We start from the raw sequence: 18,414 nt of genomic DNA, 5'->3' as shown, positions 1-18,414 counted from the left end.
GCATACGCCACCACAAAGTGGTTGTCGTTCCAGAAGACAATGGCGGGGAAGGGGATGCTGTTCACCACATCGTCGACGGTGCATTTGATGGCCAGGGTGCGCAGTCCGATGCTTTCGGCGCCGGTGCTCAGGTCGAGCAGTGAAACGCCTTCTTTGGTAATCCCGCAACGGTCGCGCAGGTATTGCAGCGAATAGAATTTCCCGAAATGTTTGGCGATGACCTTCAATGATGCCGGCCCGCAATCCTGCGAGTCCATCTGGTATTCCACGGGGAAACGGTTGAATAACATATGCTTGCCTTCCTGTCGTTTATTATTTGTTGTTTATTTCTCAGTCTTCGCTTTCAGGTTGTCAAACAGCCGTTCGATAAGGCGTTTCCTTTTGGTGATGATCTCGGCCGTCCCTTTCGACTCGAAGTCGAGCGGGAGGAATTTCCCGAAGTTGGTGGTTGTCCCTCCGGGGAAATCGATCACTACCAGGTAGGCGTCGCTTGTTCCATTGGCTGTTTCTATCTTTTTGGTAATACGCGAAACGGATTTTACAACCCCTTTGAGCAACCCGTATTCGTCGTAGGGGTAGTTATTGATCTTTACGTTCGCCGTTTGTCCCGCTTCCACTTTCCCGGCTCCGAAAGAGGGTATCATCACTTCCCCCAGGATGTTGTTCCTGTCGGGGATCACCGTGAACAGTTCCTGCCCCGACTGCACGAAGCTGTTGTCGCGCCAGAAGCCGAGGTATTCCAGTTCCCCCTCCACCGGGCTGTATTGCAGGTAACGCTCCTTCCAGAGGCTCACCGCATTGGCCAGGGCATTCTTCTGCGTGATGAATTCGGAGTAGGTTTTTTCCTTGCTTTCCGTTTCTTCCAACCAGATCCGTTGTATTTCCATCATATTGCGGCTGATTTCCGATTGCTTCAATAAACGGCTGCTTTGCAGGTTCAGGAGGGATTCCTTCAGTGAAAGGTGTGCCGCCCTTTGTTGCTGGTAATCCTGCTCGCTGATCACTTTTTTGTCCAGCAGGATGCTGTCTTGTATCAAGCGGTACTCGGAGTCTTCCAGTATATTGGCTTTCAGTTCCAATTCCCCTTTAAGGTTTTCAATGACAAGCCTGTCCGAATTGACCTGGTGCCGCAGGTTTTGCCGCATGGTGGCGTAAATGTCGGAATTCAACAAACGGTTGTATTGCAGGAAAGAAAGCATGAAGGCATTGTATGCGGAACTCACGTCGCCCAACAGCAGCGAGTCGGGTAATGCGCAGTGTTCGTTTTCGAGTGCCGCGGGGTTGTTCAGCAAGGAGTCAACCCGGAGGATATGCCGGTAGTCTGCCCCGCTTTCGATATAGGAAATCACGGTTCCTTCCCCTATTTGTGTCTTGTCCGGCTGTAAAAGGATCAGCCGCCCGCTGGTGTTGGCTACCAGGCGCACGGGTGCGGTAACGGCCGTTACCGATACCTGCCCGTCCACCGTGTCGGGGTATTTTATCAGGAAACCCAACAAAATGATGACACCCATTAGAATACCCACGCAAAGGGCTACCCATTTGGTCCAGCAGGTGGGCATCCGCTCGATGATGGACTGCACTTCTTCCGATCTTTCAGCCATGGAGTCCGGTTGTTTGGGAATTACAGCCGGTAAATTCGATTTTTCTTCATTATCCATACTAAATCTTTAAGCATCCTTTCATGTCAATAAAACTTCCCCCGCGTGTTTTTACGTTATCAGAATAATAATGCATTCTATCAATATCCCCATAGCTAAACAGAAATTCAGTAAATTTACTCTGGTTAGCTGTATTGTGAGTTAAAAACTATATGAGTCCCAGCCACGTTAAATGACTTTTGTCCGACAAGCAGATCAACGACAGGCCGAGTCCGGAAAGACCCGTTAACAAACCTGCATCTCCTTTCACCTGCGCCTGGTCGATGGCCCGCTGTACCATAGATGTTTCAACTTCTTTCCCTGTTACGATATCCCGGCGAATACGCTCTGCCTGCGCTTCAAACAGGGAGTTTGCAATAATGTTTCTATTTACCTCGACAAGTTTTTCAGAGAATAATACCTGTGTCTTATAAAAGAAATTGAACCATCCCCAAGGGTCGTCTTTGATATAGTGACTGTCGAACAACTTCATATTTTCCTCAAACACTTTATAGGCTTTTTCCGAAATACCCCGAAGGTCATATAACAGGTCCAGTGCATAGGGGAAACAGTAAGGTGTCCGCGTTAGTTGTAATTCGATCAGAAGCACTACTTTTTCGATTATTTCTTTAATTTTATCCTGCTTCCCGCTATCCTTTATCCTGGAGGAAAAATACCTACCTATCCCGATTGTCTGTTTGAAAGAAGATAAATCGATAAAAGTTGACATGTGTTTAGAGAGAATATTATCGAAATCTTCTAAAATTTCATCCGGATTGGCATTGAAATATTTGTTTTGTACCATATAGGCAATCCCCGTCCCCATACCGCTTAATCCATAGGGGTAATTAACGGGACTTTTCCCTTTCATCTGCCTTTGGGCTTCTTCAATTAAGTCGAAAGCAAAATCATTATATTTTTCTTGTTGAGACCAACGGGAGTAATGGCATAGGAATACGGCAACTCCAATTTTCCCGTGATACAAACCGGGAAAATAGGGGATTTGCTTTTCACTGTAAAACCCGTCTGCAATATGGCTTAAAAAAGTTTTAATATTTTCCATTGTGTAAAAATTACAAACCCAGAGGTTTTTCTAAGTTCAAAAATCCGTTTTGGTATAACCCGTCAATTATTTCTCGCATAAAAAGGAAATAGAGGTCTGACGAAAATACGGACAATTCCGTCAACTTTTTCATGGCCGGCATGAATTTTCCCGTCAATTTAGGTTTTATTTCCTCACTGTCATCTAATTTGGATAATAGATAGTCGATGAATTCCTGATATATCACGTGTGATATCTTGAGGGATTCTGGTAAAGTAACATGGCTTGTTTGCGTGTTGGAAGTCCGGTACCAAACCAGTATTTCAGGAATATTCTCAATTTTCCCTATTTTGATAACATCTGTCCAGAATTTTGTATCGACTGCAAAGTGGTAACCTCGCCTATAGCGGATATTATATTTATCGATGATTTCCTTACGAAAAAAACATGTCGGGTTAAATATAGGACCGGTTCTCCGTCTTAAATATTCCAGGATGATCCGGTCATATTCAAGCGTAGGAACCCAATCCATCGATACTTTGCCGAAAGTCCGCATAATTCCGCCGCAAGCCACGATATCGGGACGGGATTCCATAAAATCGTATTGCATTTGGAGACGGCGCGGAACCATCATGTCGTCATGGTCGAGCAGTGCAACATATTTGCCCTGCGCTATATCCACTCCCCGGTTAAATGTCCCGACAAAATCATGGGGACAAAGTTCGTACCGGATACGCGAGTCTTCATATGTTTTTATAATATCGGCAGTGCCGTCGTAGGAGCCGTCATCCATCAGCAATAACTCGAAATCGTTGAAAGTTTGAACCAAAACACTGTCAATAGTTTCGCGTATAAAAGTCGCTGAATTATAAACCGGGATCAAAATGGATATGGCAGGCATCTTATTCATTGCATTGAAGTTGTGAGGAAAAGGGTTCTTTCAGGTTGATAAATCCGTTTTTATACAGCCCTTCGATAATTTCCCGCATAAGCGAAAAATAAATATTGTGCGATAAAAAGGATAGATCGGTCATTTCTTTTATTACTGGCATAATGTCTTTAATCAGTAAAGATTTCACCTCTTCGTTATCATCTAGTCCGGAGAGCAGGTAATCAACCAGTTCATGAAAAATTACTTCGGCAGTTTTCTGCATTTCCAAACGGTTAATTTTGCTGACTTGGGCATGAGAAGTCCGGTACCAGACCAAGATTTCAGGAATATTTACAACCTTGCCTATTTTGATAATGTCCATCCAGAATTTGATATCTGCATGGAAATAATAACCAGGTTTATAATGTAAGTGATAGGAGTCTATACTTTGCTTGCGGATAAACAGTGTCGGATTGCAAAGATACATGGCCTTTCTACCAATAAATTCCAATATTATCTGGTCATATTCATTAACGGCGAGCCACTTATTTGAAGAAATACCAAATTCATGCATCCATGCACCACAGGCGACTATATCAGCATGAGTCTCCATAAAGTCGAACTGAACCTGTAGCCGGTTTGGTACCATGATGTCGTCGTGGTCAAACAGTGCTATGTACTTCCCTTTTGCTTTGGACAAGCCCCGGTTAAATGTTCCGGCAAAATTGTGCGGACAACGTTCATACCGAATGCGTGGGTCTTGGTATGTTCCAATAATTCCGGCTGTATTGTCATCGGAACCGTCATCCATCAATAACAACTCAAAATCTTTGAACGTTTGAGCCAACACACTGTCAATAGTTTCCTTAATAAAATTTGAAGAGTTATAAATGGGAATAAGAACTGATATTTTAGGAATACTCATTGTTTTTTATTTGACGCCAATACACCTTAATATTTAAGATAATTTGAACAATTAGGAATAATCATTTCTTGATAGTTTGATTGGCTATATTAATAAACATGTCATCATATTTTAAGTTCTTTTCATTATTAATATACGATAATGAATGTAAGGTTCCGGCAAACAGGTCTGCATTATTTTGCATACTGTCTTCATATAAAATGTATTCGGCGGTTAATACTTCCGAAATAAGATATTTGTCTTTATATATATCATCGAGTACATGTCTGAAACGAACAGTCTCGTGTATTTCTTCAATGATAATTTTTCCTTTAAAATCGCAGATATTATTATTGACTTTGGATTGCCCGCAAACAATATATTCTGATGGATTACCTTCATTTTTTTGATACTCAAGAATTTTATTTGGAGGCGTTGATAATTATCACCGATAATGCCAAGAATACGACGAGGCTTCAAAATGTCGGAGAAATTATAATTCAAATATTTCGTGTTTTGGTTGATTTCCAAAAGACTGTCTCCGCTACTTGTCAATATATCCGTATATTTTAGTAAATGATTATCCGCAATATGACCTATTGTGAATTTTGGATCTGAAATCGGGGCGATACGAAACAGCGGCTATGACAAGCCTGTCGAAAAGTTTCTCCCCGAAGAATCTCCGGTTGAACTTATAACAGAATTCATCGAGGTAATATTGCAGGTATTCGGGTTTGAGTTTATTGTGGTGCACGTCCAGTAACAGGCGCTTGACATTGCTGATTGCCGTGTGTACCCAGGGTAAGACCTTCTCCACCTCTTCAGGTTTGACAACTTGGGAGGTATGCGAGTTCACATGCTGTTCGAGTTCCACGTAGGATGTGGAATCATCGGTCGTCAGATCCGATTCCCCGTCGACACGTTCTTTGACAATTGGTGTGATTGTAGCGGATTTTAAATTGGGAATGACTTTCATTTTCAGGTGTCCCGCCTTTTTGGTTTTCTTTCCTTTGGCCGGGGTATCCACAGGAGTGCTTTCGCACATCACCAGTACTTTTGTCTTTCCCTGGCTGCCCCGCCCCCTTTTCAAGGGTTTATCCTTCTGGTCTTCGGGCACTTCGGTTGTAAAAAAAGCATCGTCGAGTTCGATCTGCCCCGTGAGTGTATATTTATCATCACGTTTGCCCATCACTTCCCGCAGTTTGCAAACCATCTCCCAGATGGGTTGGTATCGCTTGTGCCCCAGTTGCCGGCGGAGCTCCTCCGTGGAGAATGATTTCTTCGTGCTTGTGAGTAAGTGGATGGTGATGAGCCAATAACGGTAGGGTAGTTTGGAGTTCTCCATCACCGTGCCTGACCGCAGCGAGGTGCGGGAGTGGCACTTCTTGCATTCGTAGCTTGACTTGTTCCCGAGCCAGTAATGATCCTTGCAGTTACATCTTTTACAGGTAATACCGATTTTGTCGCGCTCCTCCTTGAATTTTTGGCGGCAAGCGGCCTCGTCGGGAAACTCTTGAATAAATTGAAGTAGGTTCATAATCTATTGATATTTAGACTGTAAATATACAACTTCTCTGTAATATGAGAAAATATATATCGTTAATTATCAACCGATTTTCCAGCAATTTTCCTAATAAATGTTTAGGACTGGTTGCGGATAATCATATTTTAGTATTATGTCATTTTTAGTGACCGTCTGGGCATTCAGCCCGATGGATGCCGACATCATCAGGCATATAATCGTTAAAACCTTAATTGTTTTTATAACTTATGCACTTTTGACGCCCAAGCATTTAATGAACAACAATCGTTATTTTATCCTTATACTGCCTCTTATCAGTAGGGTAACTGTCAGGATAATCTATCGCTGTTTTATTTAGAAAGGATGAATAATAGGTGGTTTACTCAATAATATAATAATCAGTCCAAGAATTACGACCAATAATTTGAATATAGTTTTCTTCATAAATGACATAATACCTATTAATCCCAATGCGAAAATGAATACAGAATACCGCTGATTATTATAGAATATTTGATACAATCCCAAAATAGTAGCACACGAACTCAATATCAATATTGCAGAATAAATAACTTTTCGCCAAACAGAACCTTGCTTTGCCATAAACGCTATCTGATTCCAATGTTATCATCCCTTCATTGACAATAAATCCACTCTGTGGGGTATATATGAAGCCGGATTTTGTGCATTTACTGTTAATCCGCTACCGATTATCAGGCAGATTACAAAATTCAGAATAATTGTTTTCATAGGTGTTCTTTTTAGTTGAACTTGAGTTTTTAATGATCGTGAAATACTGTTTCAGGTATTATTTTATTACGCAATCCTTTAAGAAATAACTGTTATGGGTATGTCTAACATAAAAGCATATTTCTTTAAGATACCGGTTACGTGGCCGATCCCGATTGAGCAATGATGAGAGGGACCGGCCTTACTCCATCTTTTAATAAATTCCTTGGCTGAGACGGAAAATTTATACCTGCTGTTCAGATTTCCGATGTTCAGGATGGGGCCCGGTACGGACTCCCCTTCAGCGGCAAGGAGCGATAAACCGTCGTTCCCTTCTACTACGGATAACAGGGTTACAGGACCCTGTTTTACCGACATTTGAATAGAGAGCCCTTTACCGGGTTTACCATGGTATACGGGTAACGGAACCAAACGAACTTTTCCTTCTGAGATGATGAAATGAGCAGGGCCATCGTGTCCGAGCATTATAATATCGTCATTGAAATCCATCGCATAGAACTCCGAGAAACAACCACCAATACCCATCAATGCCATGATTTTCATCGCCTGCACATTTTTTATTTCATATTCCCCGGCTACAGGTATATTTTTTCCGGTTAATAAAGTATTCCCTGCAATAACAGACGTGATGATGTTTTCATATTCGTTTCCGTTCATGCCGGCATAATAATATGCCATTGAGCCCAATCTGTGCTTCTCTACTAACCTGTCCAACGCGACGGAGGTTTGTGCGGCTCTTTCGATTTCATACGGAGAACAGGAGTCGTCGATGACAAAAGTTCTTTCAAATTCTCTGATTTTCTGTTCGACCTCCTCTTTCCCGACAGATTTTCTGATATCTGCCAACTCACACATTTCAAGTATTTCCATATGCGTGCCGAAAACCGTACTTTGCAATGTCAGGTCGGAATATACATCGACCATCCCGCCATAATAATTACCAAGCACTCCCATACGGTTTTTTCTCATCCCCGAGGAAATTTTTGCGGCTGTGATCCATTCGGAGATCTCTTTCCATGCTTCACTGTCTTCCAGGTATCCCGAAACGATATCATATTTGACACGGGCACGGTTGAAAACAGATGAAAACTCAGGAACGGAACAAGCCTGACAGTTTGCTAACCATTCACCGGTCATAGCGCCCCTGTCTGTCATACTGTTCAGTTTGTTGTATTCTATTGCCGGTAACGGCTGCATATTCAGTAATATAACCGGTATATTCAACCGGTTGACAACCGGTATGAGGGTAGAGGAGAGGGCGTAGGTAGAGATGAATATAAATAATAGTTCCACATCTTCTCTCTTCATAAGTGAGGCAGCATCATTCGCCTTGTCGATGTCATCTACCATTCCTGCGTCGATAACCTCAATGTTGTCATAAGACCGCATCTTATTTTTTATCCTGTCCTGGTAACCGGTTAACCGCTCGAGAAGACCTTCGAATTGTCCCCAGTATGTGTTCAGTCCGACACCGAATAATCCTATTTTTACTTTTTCCATGATGGTATTTTTGTTTTAGATATTCCTATTTGTAAGAAATGACAATAAAGTCTTCCATTAAACCGTAATCGAATAAATTGTAATCATTTCCCGGATCCTGTCTGTGTACACCATTCCAATGCCATGGGCCGGCTATGCCTTTGTCGTGATTATAGTGAGGACCTAACAAATTCTTTAAACTGCCGATTACTCTGACTTCTATCTTGTTGTTGCCTTTCTTCAGATAAGGCGACAAATCGAAGTTGTATGGTTGATAAGCTATTATACCGGTTTTATGCCCGTTTACATATACTTCCGAGAGCGTTCCGTTCCATTCTTTCAATTGAAGTGCATAGCGGGCGGAAGTGTCTTCTATTGTGTAATTCTTACTATAAGATACGTCCCATGAATAATAAGGCTGCCCTTGTTCTTTCCAACTCCCCAATTCCAGCTTCTCAACAGGTTCCCGTATTATCCATCCTTTAGCTGCCGGTTGCAGCGCGAAATCTCCCAATATATATACAGGGGCGATCTCTGCATATATGCTCATAGGTTGCACGCTGAGTTCAACAATATTTACGCCGGTCCCGACATATTCCCCTATTTCATATACGCCAAAGCGTGAATCCAGCCATCTTTGCTGAGGATCGGACGAAACCGGTTTACCGTTTATCCTCACTTTCCATACGTCGGGCTGTTCTGCCACTAATCGGATATTGCGTTTGTCTATATTTCCGGCTACGATAAAATGATATCTTACCTTTATATCCCCGGTTTTGAAAGTATCTTTCTCTACAACGGTCTGTCGGTATTGGACTGCAGAATTCCACGGATTATTCATTCCGAAATGCCGGTAAAGAAGAATACTTGCTTCCACTGTGTACAGGTTTTTATCGTGATGACTGTTTTTTATGGAATTATCATCTATTATCAGGTTACAAAAGTCGATATTCAGCACATTGTCCTGCATCCTTTTTATTTCTAACGGACTGTCAGCCTCGAGTTGCTTCCCATCCACCATACGGGGTTTCAATGGATATTCATTACCCTTTGATGATGAACTGAACAGAATAAGGCTTCCGGCAGGAGGTAGAATAAATTCGGCTTCGACGAATTGTCCCTGTTGTGCGTATGGATAACCGGAGATGTCGCCCGACATTCCATCAATCTCTGTCAATGTTTTGCCTTCAACCGAGATTTTTCCTTTAGCGGTTTCGGTCAAAGACGAATTTACGAGAAATACCAATTCGCCGTCGTCGTAAGTCCTCCTGTGATGATAGAGGTCATTACCTGTTATATTGCTAAAACTGATCTTATTGCTTTGCAAAGACTCTTTAATCGCCTGTTCCGTCGATTCTTCCGTGTATGTTTTGATTTGAGATGAATTGTCAGTGAAAAACCTCTTCAATTCTGCGCTTTCTTTCCCATCCACTAATGTGGGCGTAGAAAATGCGATCAATACTCCACCTGCATCGACGAATTTTTTCAATAAGCTGAAAGTCATTGTATTCAGGTTTTCGGTCATGGGAGGGATCACAACCTTTTTGTATGCCCTTTTCCCTACAACAAACGAACTTTGACTGATTTTTCCATGATCCTTGATTATATTTTCAGACCCGAGGTCGTATTCGACCTGGCTTTTTTCAAGTTTCGTGACGAAATTCTGGAAATTGATACCAATCTCCATTGTCTTAGGATGCCCCTTTATGTACGAATAATATAGCCACGCGGTGGTTGTCGGTTCCAGAATAAGAACATCATTGATTTGTTCTCCCTGGCTTAACAGCATTGACAGGCGTGCGAAATAATCATTTTGCGATTTATAGTTCGACCACCAGGGCGACAGGGATGTAAATACCGGCGGATAATCATATTTCCGTGCGCCCGTAATGGTCATATGCGATAAGTGCTGGTTCATGAAATTAACGCCTAAAACATACTCCCAATCACCCAATCTTTTCAGGTCTTCGAATGTCACATCCCAGCCTCCGCCTCCGTAGGTTTCGCTTAGTGCCCTTACATATCCCATTTGGTTGGCAACACTGCTTAGTTCTTTTACTGATCTTACATTGCCGAACTGGGCCTGGGGATGTGAATCGTTGAACTGATTAAACAGCATATCAATGGCAGGTATCTGATGCCACGCATACATGGCCATGTTATCGCCACCGTGCGACATATCGGGCCATCCGTGTTCCCAGTAATGCCCTGTCCAGTACATATTCTTCTTTTCACAATACTCGAACCAGGGTTTAGCCCAACGGTCGATAAACATTTGGGTCAATGTTTCCATATAGTTATGGCGGACTTGTTTCCAGTTTTCTTCTGTTTCACCGAGCAAAGGCAATGCACTCTTCAGGTCATAGCCCCATTGTTTTTGAAAAACCCCGAACAGATCGGGAGTCCAGCGCATACCTCCGGGACTGGATACATTCGGTTCATCAGTAAAAACGCCTTTGATTTCCGTGCCTAATTTTTTTCCGAAATGTTTTTCATAGCCGGACATGGTTACTTCTATAAATTTTTCAGTAACCCCTGGATATAACAGATCTACGTATGAATAACCCCCATGCCAGTCGGTACGGCCATAATAGGTCTTATTATAGAGGTAATATTCTCCTTTGATATTTTTGTAATAATCCAATGTGGAAGTTATATCGGTAAAAGTAGAGCCTTCTTTTTTCAGGCACAGGAAATAATCTTTTGCATTGTCAGGTAGTATCTCTTTTTTTTCAGGATTCAGTCCTTGTCCCTGATTATATGATTCCGGCATTTGGGCCGGAACATGTCCTCCTGCAAATCCGCTGGGATAGGAGTTTTCGTCATAGATCCAAATGTCCATACCCAATTTTTTCCCTGTTTCCAAACTATATTTGTACAGATCGAACCACTCATCTGAAAGATAATCGGTGATCATGCCCGGCCGGGGATGTACAAATGCTCCTCCGAACCCCTGGTCTTTGAATTCTTTCAGCATCCTGTCTATATCGTTGCGCGTTACTTTCGTGTTCCAAACCCATAAAGGTGCTGACCGGAACGATTTTGAGGGGTTCTTTAATTCTTTTTTTATTTTTTCGAATTTTATCTCCCTGGGTTGTGGTGGCGATGCATAACCTATGTTGCAATATAGGATGAATGCAAGAATGATAAAACTTTTATTCATGAGTATCTTTGTCTTCATAGTTCAGTATTTATTCTTTTTATTTAATAGGAATTAATCTGGCACTGCTCTCATTTTCAATTTTCACATTATAGCCTAGGGGTATTTGTAGTGCGTACTGGATTGTATTATTTGAACGGCTCCATTCTAATTCTATCACTTCTTCGCCAACAGGGATAGAACCTTTACACCATTCTAACGTAAGATCGGTGAAACGTATGGTGATGTTCTTATTCATATAATCGATATCTTTTATTCCTAAAATATCTCTATATAACACATGTCCGATGTATGAAGCAAAACCATGATTACAACTGGCATAGCTTTGCATGTGTTCCCAAAGCGTACCTGTTTTGTCAGCCATTGGATAGAAAAAATCCTGAATTTCCATGATTAAACGGCTTTGCAGATTGTAACGGGATAAAATGTCCATACGCATATAATTACCCATGAAAGCATTCGCACGAAACACATCCGGATAAGCGACCGTATCATTACGGTCAGGGCCAAACTCATATACCAGTTTTTTCCATAATTCCGGATGTGAATCGGGGGTTGCCAAATTGAAAAAGAAAGCATAATACTGACATACTTCCGTTGTATTTCCGGTGATTTTCAGTTTGCCGTTTTCCCGGACGGCGTTATCTACAAAAAAATCACCATTGTACGATTGATGAAGTACGGTCTTCCGGATATCTTCCGCCTTTTTTATCCATTCGGTATTTCCATACAAACTGCCGGCGCTTGCCAATGCTGCGCTATACAACATATTGGTGGGATAATTGACATCTTGTACAAATTCATTGGCTTTCGACCATTCGACAAATACCCAACGTTCTAACTTTTCAAGTAACCCGTCTTCATTTTCAAAACCTGAAAAATAGGTAAGTAGTTTTTCTATGCGGGGTTTGAGTCTGGCAATTAATTCAGGATCGCCTCCATGCCGTGCGTAGTCTTCTACCTGTAGAATAAACCATAACGACCAGTTAGGTATAAAATTGCCGTCGTTATGATCAGCCGGGTAACACATAGGTATCATTCCTTCGGGCAGAAAGGCGAATCTTTCGGGCAAGGCATAATTTTCTAAAAAATTGTAAGATACAGCAGAATGCCCTGTCAACTCTCTTTCCGTAATAGAGCTGAAATAACTGTCGCACAACCAGCCCGCACGTTCACGCGAAGGACAATCCATAAAGACATCCACTGCATTTTGACGGAATGTCTGTTTGGCGGCATTAAATATTTTGTTCAGTTTATCATTGCTGCTTGCGAAAAAGGCTTTTTTGTTATCGGGCCAGGCAAATTCCCGTAGATAAATCTTTTCTATTTGACATTCTCCTTTTAAAACGATTACTTTCAGATATTTGAAAGTATAGGATTCCAGCGTTTCCAGATCATATTCTCCGGGCTGAAGTTCATAAACAATATGATTACAGATGTCACTTTGGCGTTGTTTGGTCTTTACATCGCCATCTATCAGTATTTCATCAAAATATAAAATCAATCTTGTTGTTTCAGAACATTTTAGTCTTGTGCCTATAAAACCGGAGAAGTTTGTGCCAAAATCATAGATGTTGTATTCATCTTTTTTGAGCCTCCACTTTTCCCCGGAAATAATAGTTTTATTAATAACCTCCTGAGATGCTGTTACAATTTCCTGAATCTCCTGTGAGACCGGATATACTTCCAATTCTTCTTCGGTAAATCCCTTGAGTGTTTTGCCTATTCCGGTCAAGGCGCGATCTTTATGATAGTTTTGGGGGATAATTTTCTTTACGGTGCCTTTTGAATGGATTACAACGGGTTCTTGTATCTCAAATTCCGGCATGGCTACATTACGGGGTAGAAGCCGTACAGTTGGGAATTGTGTTAATTTCAGTTTTTCTACCGCTATTTTTGAGGAAGTGCGCCACCGGTCATAATCCTCTTTCATTCGGTAATATTCCGAAAAGGGACGTTGAAAACTGTAACGCTCCACCTTTTGGAGGCGTTCTTTCATTTGAAAAGCTTCGAAATCCTGTCCCGACCCGGTTGCCAGCACTACTTTTCCGTTAATCTCCGTTTCCGCCAATAGAAACGAAGGCTGATCGAGGGTATAATAAGAGTTGATATTATAACCGGCTACTTCTATGGCAAGAACATTCTCGCCCTCTTTTACAAATTGTCCGACAGGATATTCGTCAATCCGGAAATAACCGTGGGCAGCCCGTGCAGGCCCCGAACCGATAAATTTACCGTTCATAAAGACGCGATAGATGGTTGATGCCGATATTTTTATTTTGACATCCTGACCGGTTTTAGCGGTAAATATAGCCCTGAACCCGAGATTCAGGTTCAATTCCTTCTCCCGTCCGTCTGCCCATACCGGAACAGCTTGCTTTACCTGTATGTTCTTATCGGCTGAAAACCCCGTCAAACAGCAAAAAGCAAAGAAAGAGATTATACCTACAATAGAGACTTTTTTTAAGAGTAACATTTGCATCTAAATTGCTTATTAATATGCAGGGACGTACTTATAAGTAAGTATGTCCCTGCAAAGTAACTGAATTTTATGTATTATTAAAAAAAATACTTGAAGAACATGCTTGATTTTTTACATACATAAGAAAAACAGTAAAAGGTTTAATATCCGTATACTTCCAGTTCCATAAAACTTATATAAGTATTGGGTGCGGCTTTTGAGTCGAGAAATACTATCGCTATGAACTGGCCTGTTATTGATGTTGGAAAGTTTATGGTGAAACTATCGCCCCCGGGATATTGGACCTGTGCTACGGGCTCTCCCCACGAGGGTTGAGGCGCATCAGGAGTTATCGGTGCATCGCTTACATAAATCTCTATATTATTCAGGTAACGCCAGTTTACAGGTGTCGGGGGATAGATAATAAGATTATCCACCTCTAACAATTGTTTCATATCAACAACTACGCATTGAGGTAATGGGGTTCCTACCCTGGAATGCCAGCCTGTGGCTATGTTTCCGTCAAGAATAAGTACGGGTTGACCGCCTCCGCCATCACCCCAGCCATGATTTCCGTTCCTGGCTTCGGCAGTCCATTCTGTTCTCGGGTATTTGTACAAAAACGGTTTTTCATATGTTACCCATTCCCTTCCTACCGAATCAATTCCGTTGGGGGGTAGAAAAACTGAACGGTATTCAAAAAGTTCGCCTGGTTTTATATCCGGACAAATCAAAGTACTTTCATCGGGATTTATGCGTATTGTCCTGATTTCACCCGAAGAGATCATATAGCGCACTTCTGAATAAACCAAGTCTGATGTTTTATTGTTCCATGCAATTATACCGTTCTTGTTCTCATCACGCAGGGCACTCGCAATAGTGCGATCTGTAGCGCCCATTAAGTAATTATCGCCATATGATGTTCCGGTGACTTCGGTTGGGATGGAGACATTTCCTTGCTGATCGAAAGTTTTAACATAAAACGTGTAAGTACTTTCTCCTAAATTGTCAATATCCACTACAATCGTGTCTTTTTGATTATCAAGGTTCACTTTTAGTGAGTCAAGATAATTATTCCAGTAAACCATGGCATGGATTATGCTTGGGTCTTTTGCCCCGAGCCAGGTGAGCCTGAGTTTATTGTAACCTGCCAACACCTTAAGCGAATCCGGTCTCTGAGGATATTTCAGTCCGTTAGGAACGATAAATTCCTCGTAAACACTATCCATATCTTTGCATGATGATACGTATCCCGCGATAAGTGTTATTAGTAATAAATATATTATTTTCTTCATACGATTTTTATATTTTTATGAATAAACTATTCATCATCCTTTAATTGTCCCCAAAAAGTCAATTCCCCGATAATTACCTGGCTCATAGAGGCATCGGTCCCGTAAGTATTAAATGTGGATAATATCTTAATACGCAGATGGGTAACCGTCTGATAGGGATCGGGAGCCTCGTCGGTAGGTACCAGATCAAATTCCGTCCTATTATACCAGTAGTCATTGTCCTCATCGGTAATAGGTCCCACTTCACGACCTTCTCCGTAACCCGAAGGTTTGAGTTGCTCAAACTCACCTAACAGTTTCCAGCTATCATCCCAGCTTCCATCCGGGTTAGGATTGTCACTACCCCATACCTGGAATACGCGCGGTGCGGTACCGGAATATAATTCGTAATTCGAACGCGGCCATTTCTGGATACGGCTGATCGACATCTTGTACCCGAGTTCAATGGTGAACCATTGAGGCATGGGAGCGCTATGCGAGGATGCGTAAAATTCACCGCTGCTATGTGCTTCCGGTCCTGTCCATAACATTTCGAGCCGGTATCCGCTATGATTTTCTGCCGGTGTAAAATAATCGGTAGGCAGTGCGGCATTTCTGAAACGATCTTTTGGAAGTTTTATTTCTTCAATGGGTGTCAGTGTTTTAAATATAGTGTCCGATACATTATTCCACCTGTCCCGTAAATATGCACCAAAATAAGCCGGCTTTGGATTCAAGCCTCTTCTGGCAAACTTCATCGCAACCGATTTTGTATGGAATGTCTGCAGATCAATCCATTGTGAGGGTGAGTTTCCTACCGTATCGGCCATCAATACGATGGCGAGGTCGGCATTGGAATAATTTTCCTCTAACGATACAATTACTCCTCCAAAACTGGCATCCATGTCAAATTTCACAGTTTGGACGGGAGGAAGTAACGGCTGGATTGTTGTTGAGACAGGTTCCGATAACTTTTCGTTGACTCCTACGCTATAGAGTTTTACTTCCTGCGGATCGGTATTTCCAAAACCTTCAACCACTAATGTATCCACATATCGTGAGGCTTTTGATTCGCAAATCTCGTTATTCCGGGTGTAGACTACCTTTACTCCCAGTAGATTGTCATCATTTGGTATCTTGTATTTGATAGTAGCTCCGCCCGGCTTACTGGTTACTCCTACTATTGTGACGGGACCAGGAGCGGGAGCCGAGTCATCGATATGGTCGATCCGCCCCTCTTCCTTACATCCGTAGATGCAAACGGGAATGATTATACATAATAAATAGAATATTCGTTTCATATGATTATTTCATTTTTAAGTTTATCTATTGTACTACCATCCGATATTTTGCACCAGATTCGGGTTCTGTTCAATTAAGCTGGTCTGAATCGGCCAGAAGTAATCTTTCAGTGCAAAATTCTGTTCTGCGAGAAGAATTTTCTGATAATAGTCTTCCGGTCTGCTGGCCGTAACTTTAAAACCGTAAATACCTTTTTCATATTCGGCGGGGGCTTCTTTCCATCGGCGCAGATCCCAGAAACGTTGTCCCTCAAAAGCAAGTTCAATCAGACGTTCGCGATGGATGATCTGTCTCATCCCCGCCTCGGTATTATATCTTCCGGGACTATTGCTGTACTCGTCCCAGGCTTCCTTCACTCCGGGCAGGCCGGCCCTGGAACGTACCGCATCGATATAATGGAACATGTCGCTGCTATGCGCTCCGTTAGGCCCTTCCGATTCATTGATGGCCTCGGCATAGAGCAGGTACAGATCGGACAATCGCATCATAGGCCATGGATAAGTGATTGCATCATATCCCGTTGCGGAAGTTTGTCTGTTCTGATAATGAATTACTTTTTTGAGATAATAACCGGTCACCGGCCCCCAGTCATATCCTTTTTTCTGTTGGGCTCCGCCGGCGCGGCATGCCACCCAGAACAGATCACCCGGAATGGGATCGTTTACCTCGGGTTTTTGCCCGTACCATAATCCGCCATCGAATCCCATCCATGCATAGAACCTTGGCTCGCGATTGAAGTTGAGTTCAACGGTGGTGTAATCCCTGCGGAGATACCATCGATGAGTGTTATCTCCCACACGCAAATTATAAGGATTCACACCATTCCACTCCAGGTCGTTTTCGATCGGGATGCCTTTATTTGTATAGAACATTTCTGCAACCTTTAACGGAGGTTGAATATGGTTGTATAAGTTAGGCATATCGGGATATTGATCCCATTGCAGATTTGGTGAAGAGACCATTTGCAGGTTTCTGTTTGCACCTAAGGATGTATGCGTATTTGCCCATATTATTTCACTGTTCCATTTTTCTGTAATGGCGTTTCTCAGATCCAATTCCTGGCGGATGGTGTCATTTACTCTTACCCGGCTTTGGTGTGTAAACAGTTCCATATTGGCTTCCTCACATAAATCTATGGCATTGCCACAAGCAACCACAGCTGCATCCCATCTGGCTTTTATCTCTTCGGCTGTCTTATCGGTTTTAAATAGTTTTGTGCCTCTTTTGTCCACCAAGGTTGCCTGATCGGTATTGTTATTGAAGAGCGGACTTGCCGCATACACCATGATCTTTGCTTTGACAGAGGCTGCTATCGGTTTAGTGATCCTTCCCAGTTCATCCCTGCTCTGGACATTTAACGGAAGGTCCACCATGGCTTCATCAAGCAATTGAATTACATAGTCGAAACATTCTTCCATCGGGTCACGGTAAACACGTACTTCTTCCGTGCTTGCAGTTATGGGGAGGTTTTCTTTTATAAGCGGAATCGGGCCCCATTTACGCATTAAGTGAAAATGAAACCAGGCTTTCAGGAATTTGGCTTCGGCGATCCATTGCAATTTTTCCCATTCCGGAAGGTCTGGCACTGTTTCGACATTTTCAATCAGAATGTTGCAGCACCTGATCCCCTCATATATTCCATTCCAATCATTTCCGTAGGGGTTGGTGGCATTTTGGAATCCACGTGCTACGTTGAACATAGTTCCACCCCAATACCCGTTACTTTCCCTTCTGTCGTAGATAGACCACAACTCGTCACCGGACATATAGCCGTGATCATTGTCCAGATGTCCTTCCGATGTTAAAAACCCATAGCAGGTGTACAAATACCTGATCGCAGTGGAACGCATTGTAAATGCGGTCTCCAAGGTTGCCATACCATCATCGGGGACAATATCAAGATAATTATTGCAAGCCGGAAAAATCATTAGACAGGCTATGACAAATATCTTCAATTTGTTTCTATATATTTTGGGAATATTCATTGTAATATAAAGTTATAGGTTAATACT

General features: G+C 42.3%; 13 protein-coding genes. All 13 read right to left on the bottom strand.

Features of this window, described 5'->3' with window-relative positions:
• On the bottom strand, positions 1–290 hold a 290-nt coding region (locus tag F597_RS0117075; protein ID WP_026327413.1), incomplete at its 3' end, for a cysteine peptidase family C39 domain-containing protein.
• 33 nt (positions 291–323) lie between these two features.
• The gene (locus F597_RS0117070) at positions 324–1,601 is read right to left on the bottom strand and encodes an HlyD family secretion protein (protein ID WP_044060437.1); all 1,278 of its coding nucleotides are present in this window, start codon (positions 1,599–1,601) and stop codon (positions 324–326) included.
• Positions 1,602–1,806: 205 nt separating this feature from the next.
• Entirely contained in the window at positions 1,807–2,700 is an 894-nt protein-coding gene (locus tag F597_RS0117065) for a lanthionine synthetase LanC family protein (RefSeq protein ID WP_019540970.1), read from the bottom strand.
• A gap of 10 nt (positions 2,701–2,710) precedes the next feature.
• Entirely contained in the window at positions 2,711–3,589 is an 879-nt protein-coding gene (locus tag F597_RS21110; protein WP_019540969.1) for a glycosyltransferase family 2 protein, read from the bottom strand.
• A complete protein-coding gene (locus F597_RS21105) occupies positions 3,582–4,475 on the bottom strand; it encodes a glycosyltransferase family 2 protein (protein WP_019540968.1) in 894 nt (297 codons plus the stop codon). Before F597_RS21105 ends, F597_RS21110 begins: the two co-directional genes overlap by 8 nt.
• Before the next feature lie 559 nt (positions 4,476–5,034).
• Positions 5,035–5,991 (bottom strand): IS1595 family transposase, encoded by a 957-nt coding sequence (locus tag F597_RS0117035; protein WP_019540964.1) that lies wholly within the window; start codon positions 5,989–5,991, stop codon positions 5,035–5,037.
• Positions 5,992–6,603: 612 nt separating this feature from the next.
• Positions 6,604–6,726, bottom strand: coding sequence for a hypothetical protein (locus F597_RS23005; RefSeq protein ID WP_019540962.1), 123 nt, complete (start codon positions 6,724–6,726; stop codon positions 6,604–6,606).
• Positions 6,727–6,804: 78 nt separating this feature from the next.
• Complete coding sequence (locus tag F597_RS0117025; RefSeq protein WP_019540961.1) at positions 6,805–8,226, bottom strand: L-fucose/L-arabinose isomerase family protein; 1,422 nt, start codon at positions 8,224–8,226, stop codon at positions 6,805–6,807.
• 25 nt (positions 8,227–8,251) lie between these two features.
• Positions 8,252–11,386, bottom strand: coding sequence for a glycosyl hydrolase (locus tag F597_RS0117020; protein WP_019540960.1), 3,135 nt, complete (start codon positions 11,384–11,386; stop codon positions 8,252–8,254).
• Positions 11,387–11,405: 19 nt separating this feature from the next.
• On the bottom strand, positions 11,406–13,847 hold the full coding sequence (locus F597_RS0117015; protein WP_019540959.1) for an alpha-L-rhamnosidase-related protein: 2,442 nt from the start codon (positions 13,845–13,847) through the stop codon (positions 11,406–11,408).
• Between the two features lie 140 nt (positions 13,848–13,987).
• Positions 13,988–15,121, bottom strand: a complete 1,134-nt coding sequence (locus F597_RS0117010; RefSeq protein WP_081624409.1) for a DUF4998 domain-containing protein — start codon at positions 15,119–15,121, stop codon at positions 13,988–13,990.
• Between the two features lie 26 nt (positions 15,122–15,147).
• Positions 15,148–16,401, bottom strand: coding sequence for a DUF4959 domain-containing protein (locus F597_RS0117005; RefSeq protein ID WP_019540957.1), 1,254 nt, complete (start codon positions 16,399–16,401; stop codon positions 15,148–15,150).
• Positions 16,402–16,434: 33 nt separating this feature from the next.
• A complete protein-coding gene (locus F597_RS0117000; RefSeq protein ID WP_026327582.1) occupies positions 16,435–18,357 on the bottom strand; it encodes a RagB/SusD family nutrient uptake outer membrane protein in 1,923 nt (640 codons plus the stop codon).
• Positions 18,358–18,414: the final 57 nt, after the last annotated feature.

Source organism: Proteiniphilum acetatigenes DSM 18083 (assembly GCF_000380985.1).
Classification (GTDB): Bacteria; Bacteroidota; Bacteroidia; order Bacteroidales; family Dysgonomonadaceae; genus Proteiniphilum; species Proteiniphilum acetatigenes.
The sequence above is the reverse complement of the archived record's forward strand: the minus strand, read 5'-3'. Positions and strand labels throughout refer to the sequence as shown.

Bases quoted from the DNA above. Each gene is read 5' to 3' on its own strand.
- F597_RS0117065 (WP_019540970.1), bottom strand. From the start codon at position 2,700: ATGGAAAATATTAAAACTTTTTTAAGCCATATTGCAGACGGGTTTTAC.
- F597_RS23005 (WP_019540962.1), bottom strand. From the start codon at position 6,726: ATGAAAACAATTATTCTGAATTTTGTAATCTGCCTGATAATCGGTAGC.
- F597_RS0117010 (WP_081624409.1), bottom strand. From the start codon at position 15,121: ATGAAGAAAATAATATATTTATTACTAATAACACTTATCGCGGGATAC.
- F597_RS0117020 (WP_019540960.1), bottom strand. From the start codon at position 11,386: ATGAAGACAAAGATACTCATGAATAAAAGTTTTATCATTCTTGCATTC.
- F597_RS0117005 (WP_019540957.1), bottom strand. From the start codon at position 16,401: ATGAAACGAATATTCTATTTATTATGTATAATCATTCCCGTTTGCATC.
- F597_RS21110 (WP_019540969.1), bottom strand. From the start codon at position 3,589: ATGAATAAGATGCCTGCCATATCCATTTTGATCCCGGTTTATAATTCA.
- F597_RS0117035 (WP_019540964.1), bottom strand. From the start codon at position 5,991: ATGAACCTACTTCAATTTATTCAAGAGTTTCCCGACGAGGCCGCTTGC.
- F597_RS0117015 (WP_019540959.1), bottom strand. From the start codon at position 13,847: ATGCAAATGTTACTCTTAAAAAAAGTCTCTATTGTAGGTATAATCTCT.
- F597_RS0117070 (WP_044060437.1), bottom strand. From the start codon at position 1,601: ATGGCTGAAAGATCGGAAGAAGTGCAGTCCATCATCGAGCGGATGCCC.
- F597_RS21105 (WP_019540968.1), bottom strand. From the start codon at position 4,475: ATGAGTATTCCTAAAATATCAGTTCTTATTCCCATTTATAACTCTTCA.
- F597_RS0117025 (WP_019540961.1), bottom strand. From the start codon at position 8,226: ATGGAAAAAGTAAAAATAGGATTATTCGGTGTCGGACTGAACACATAC.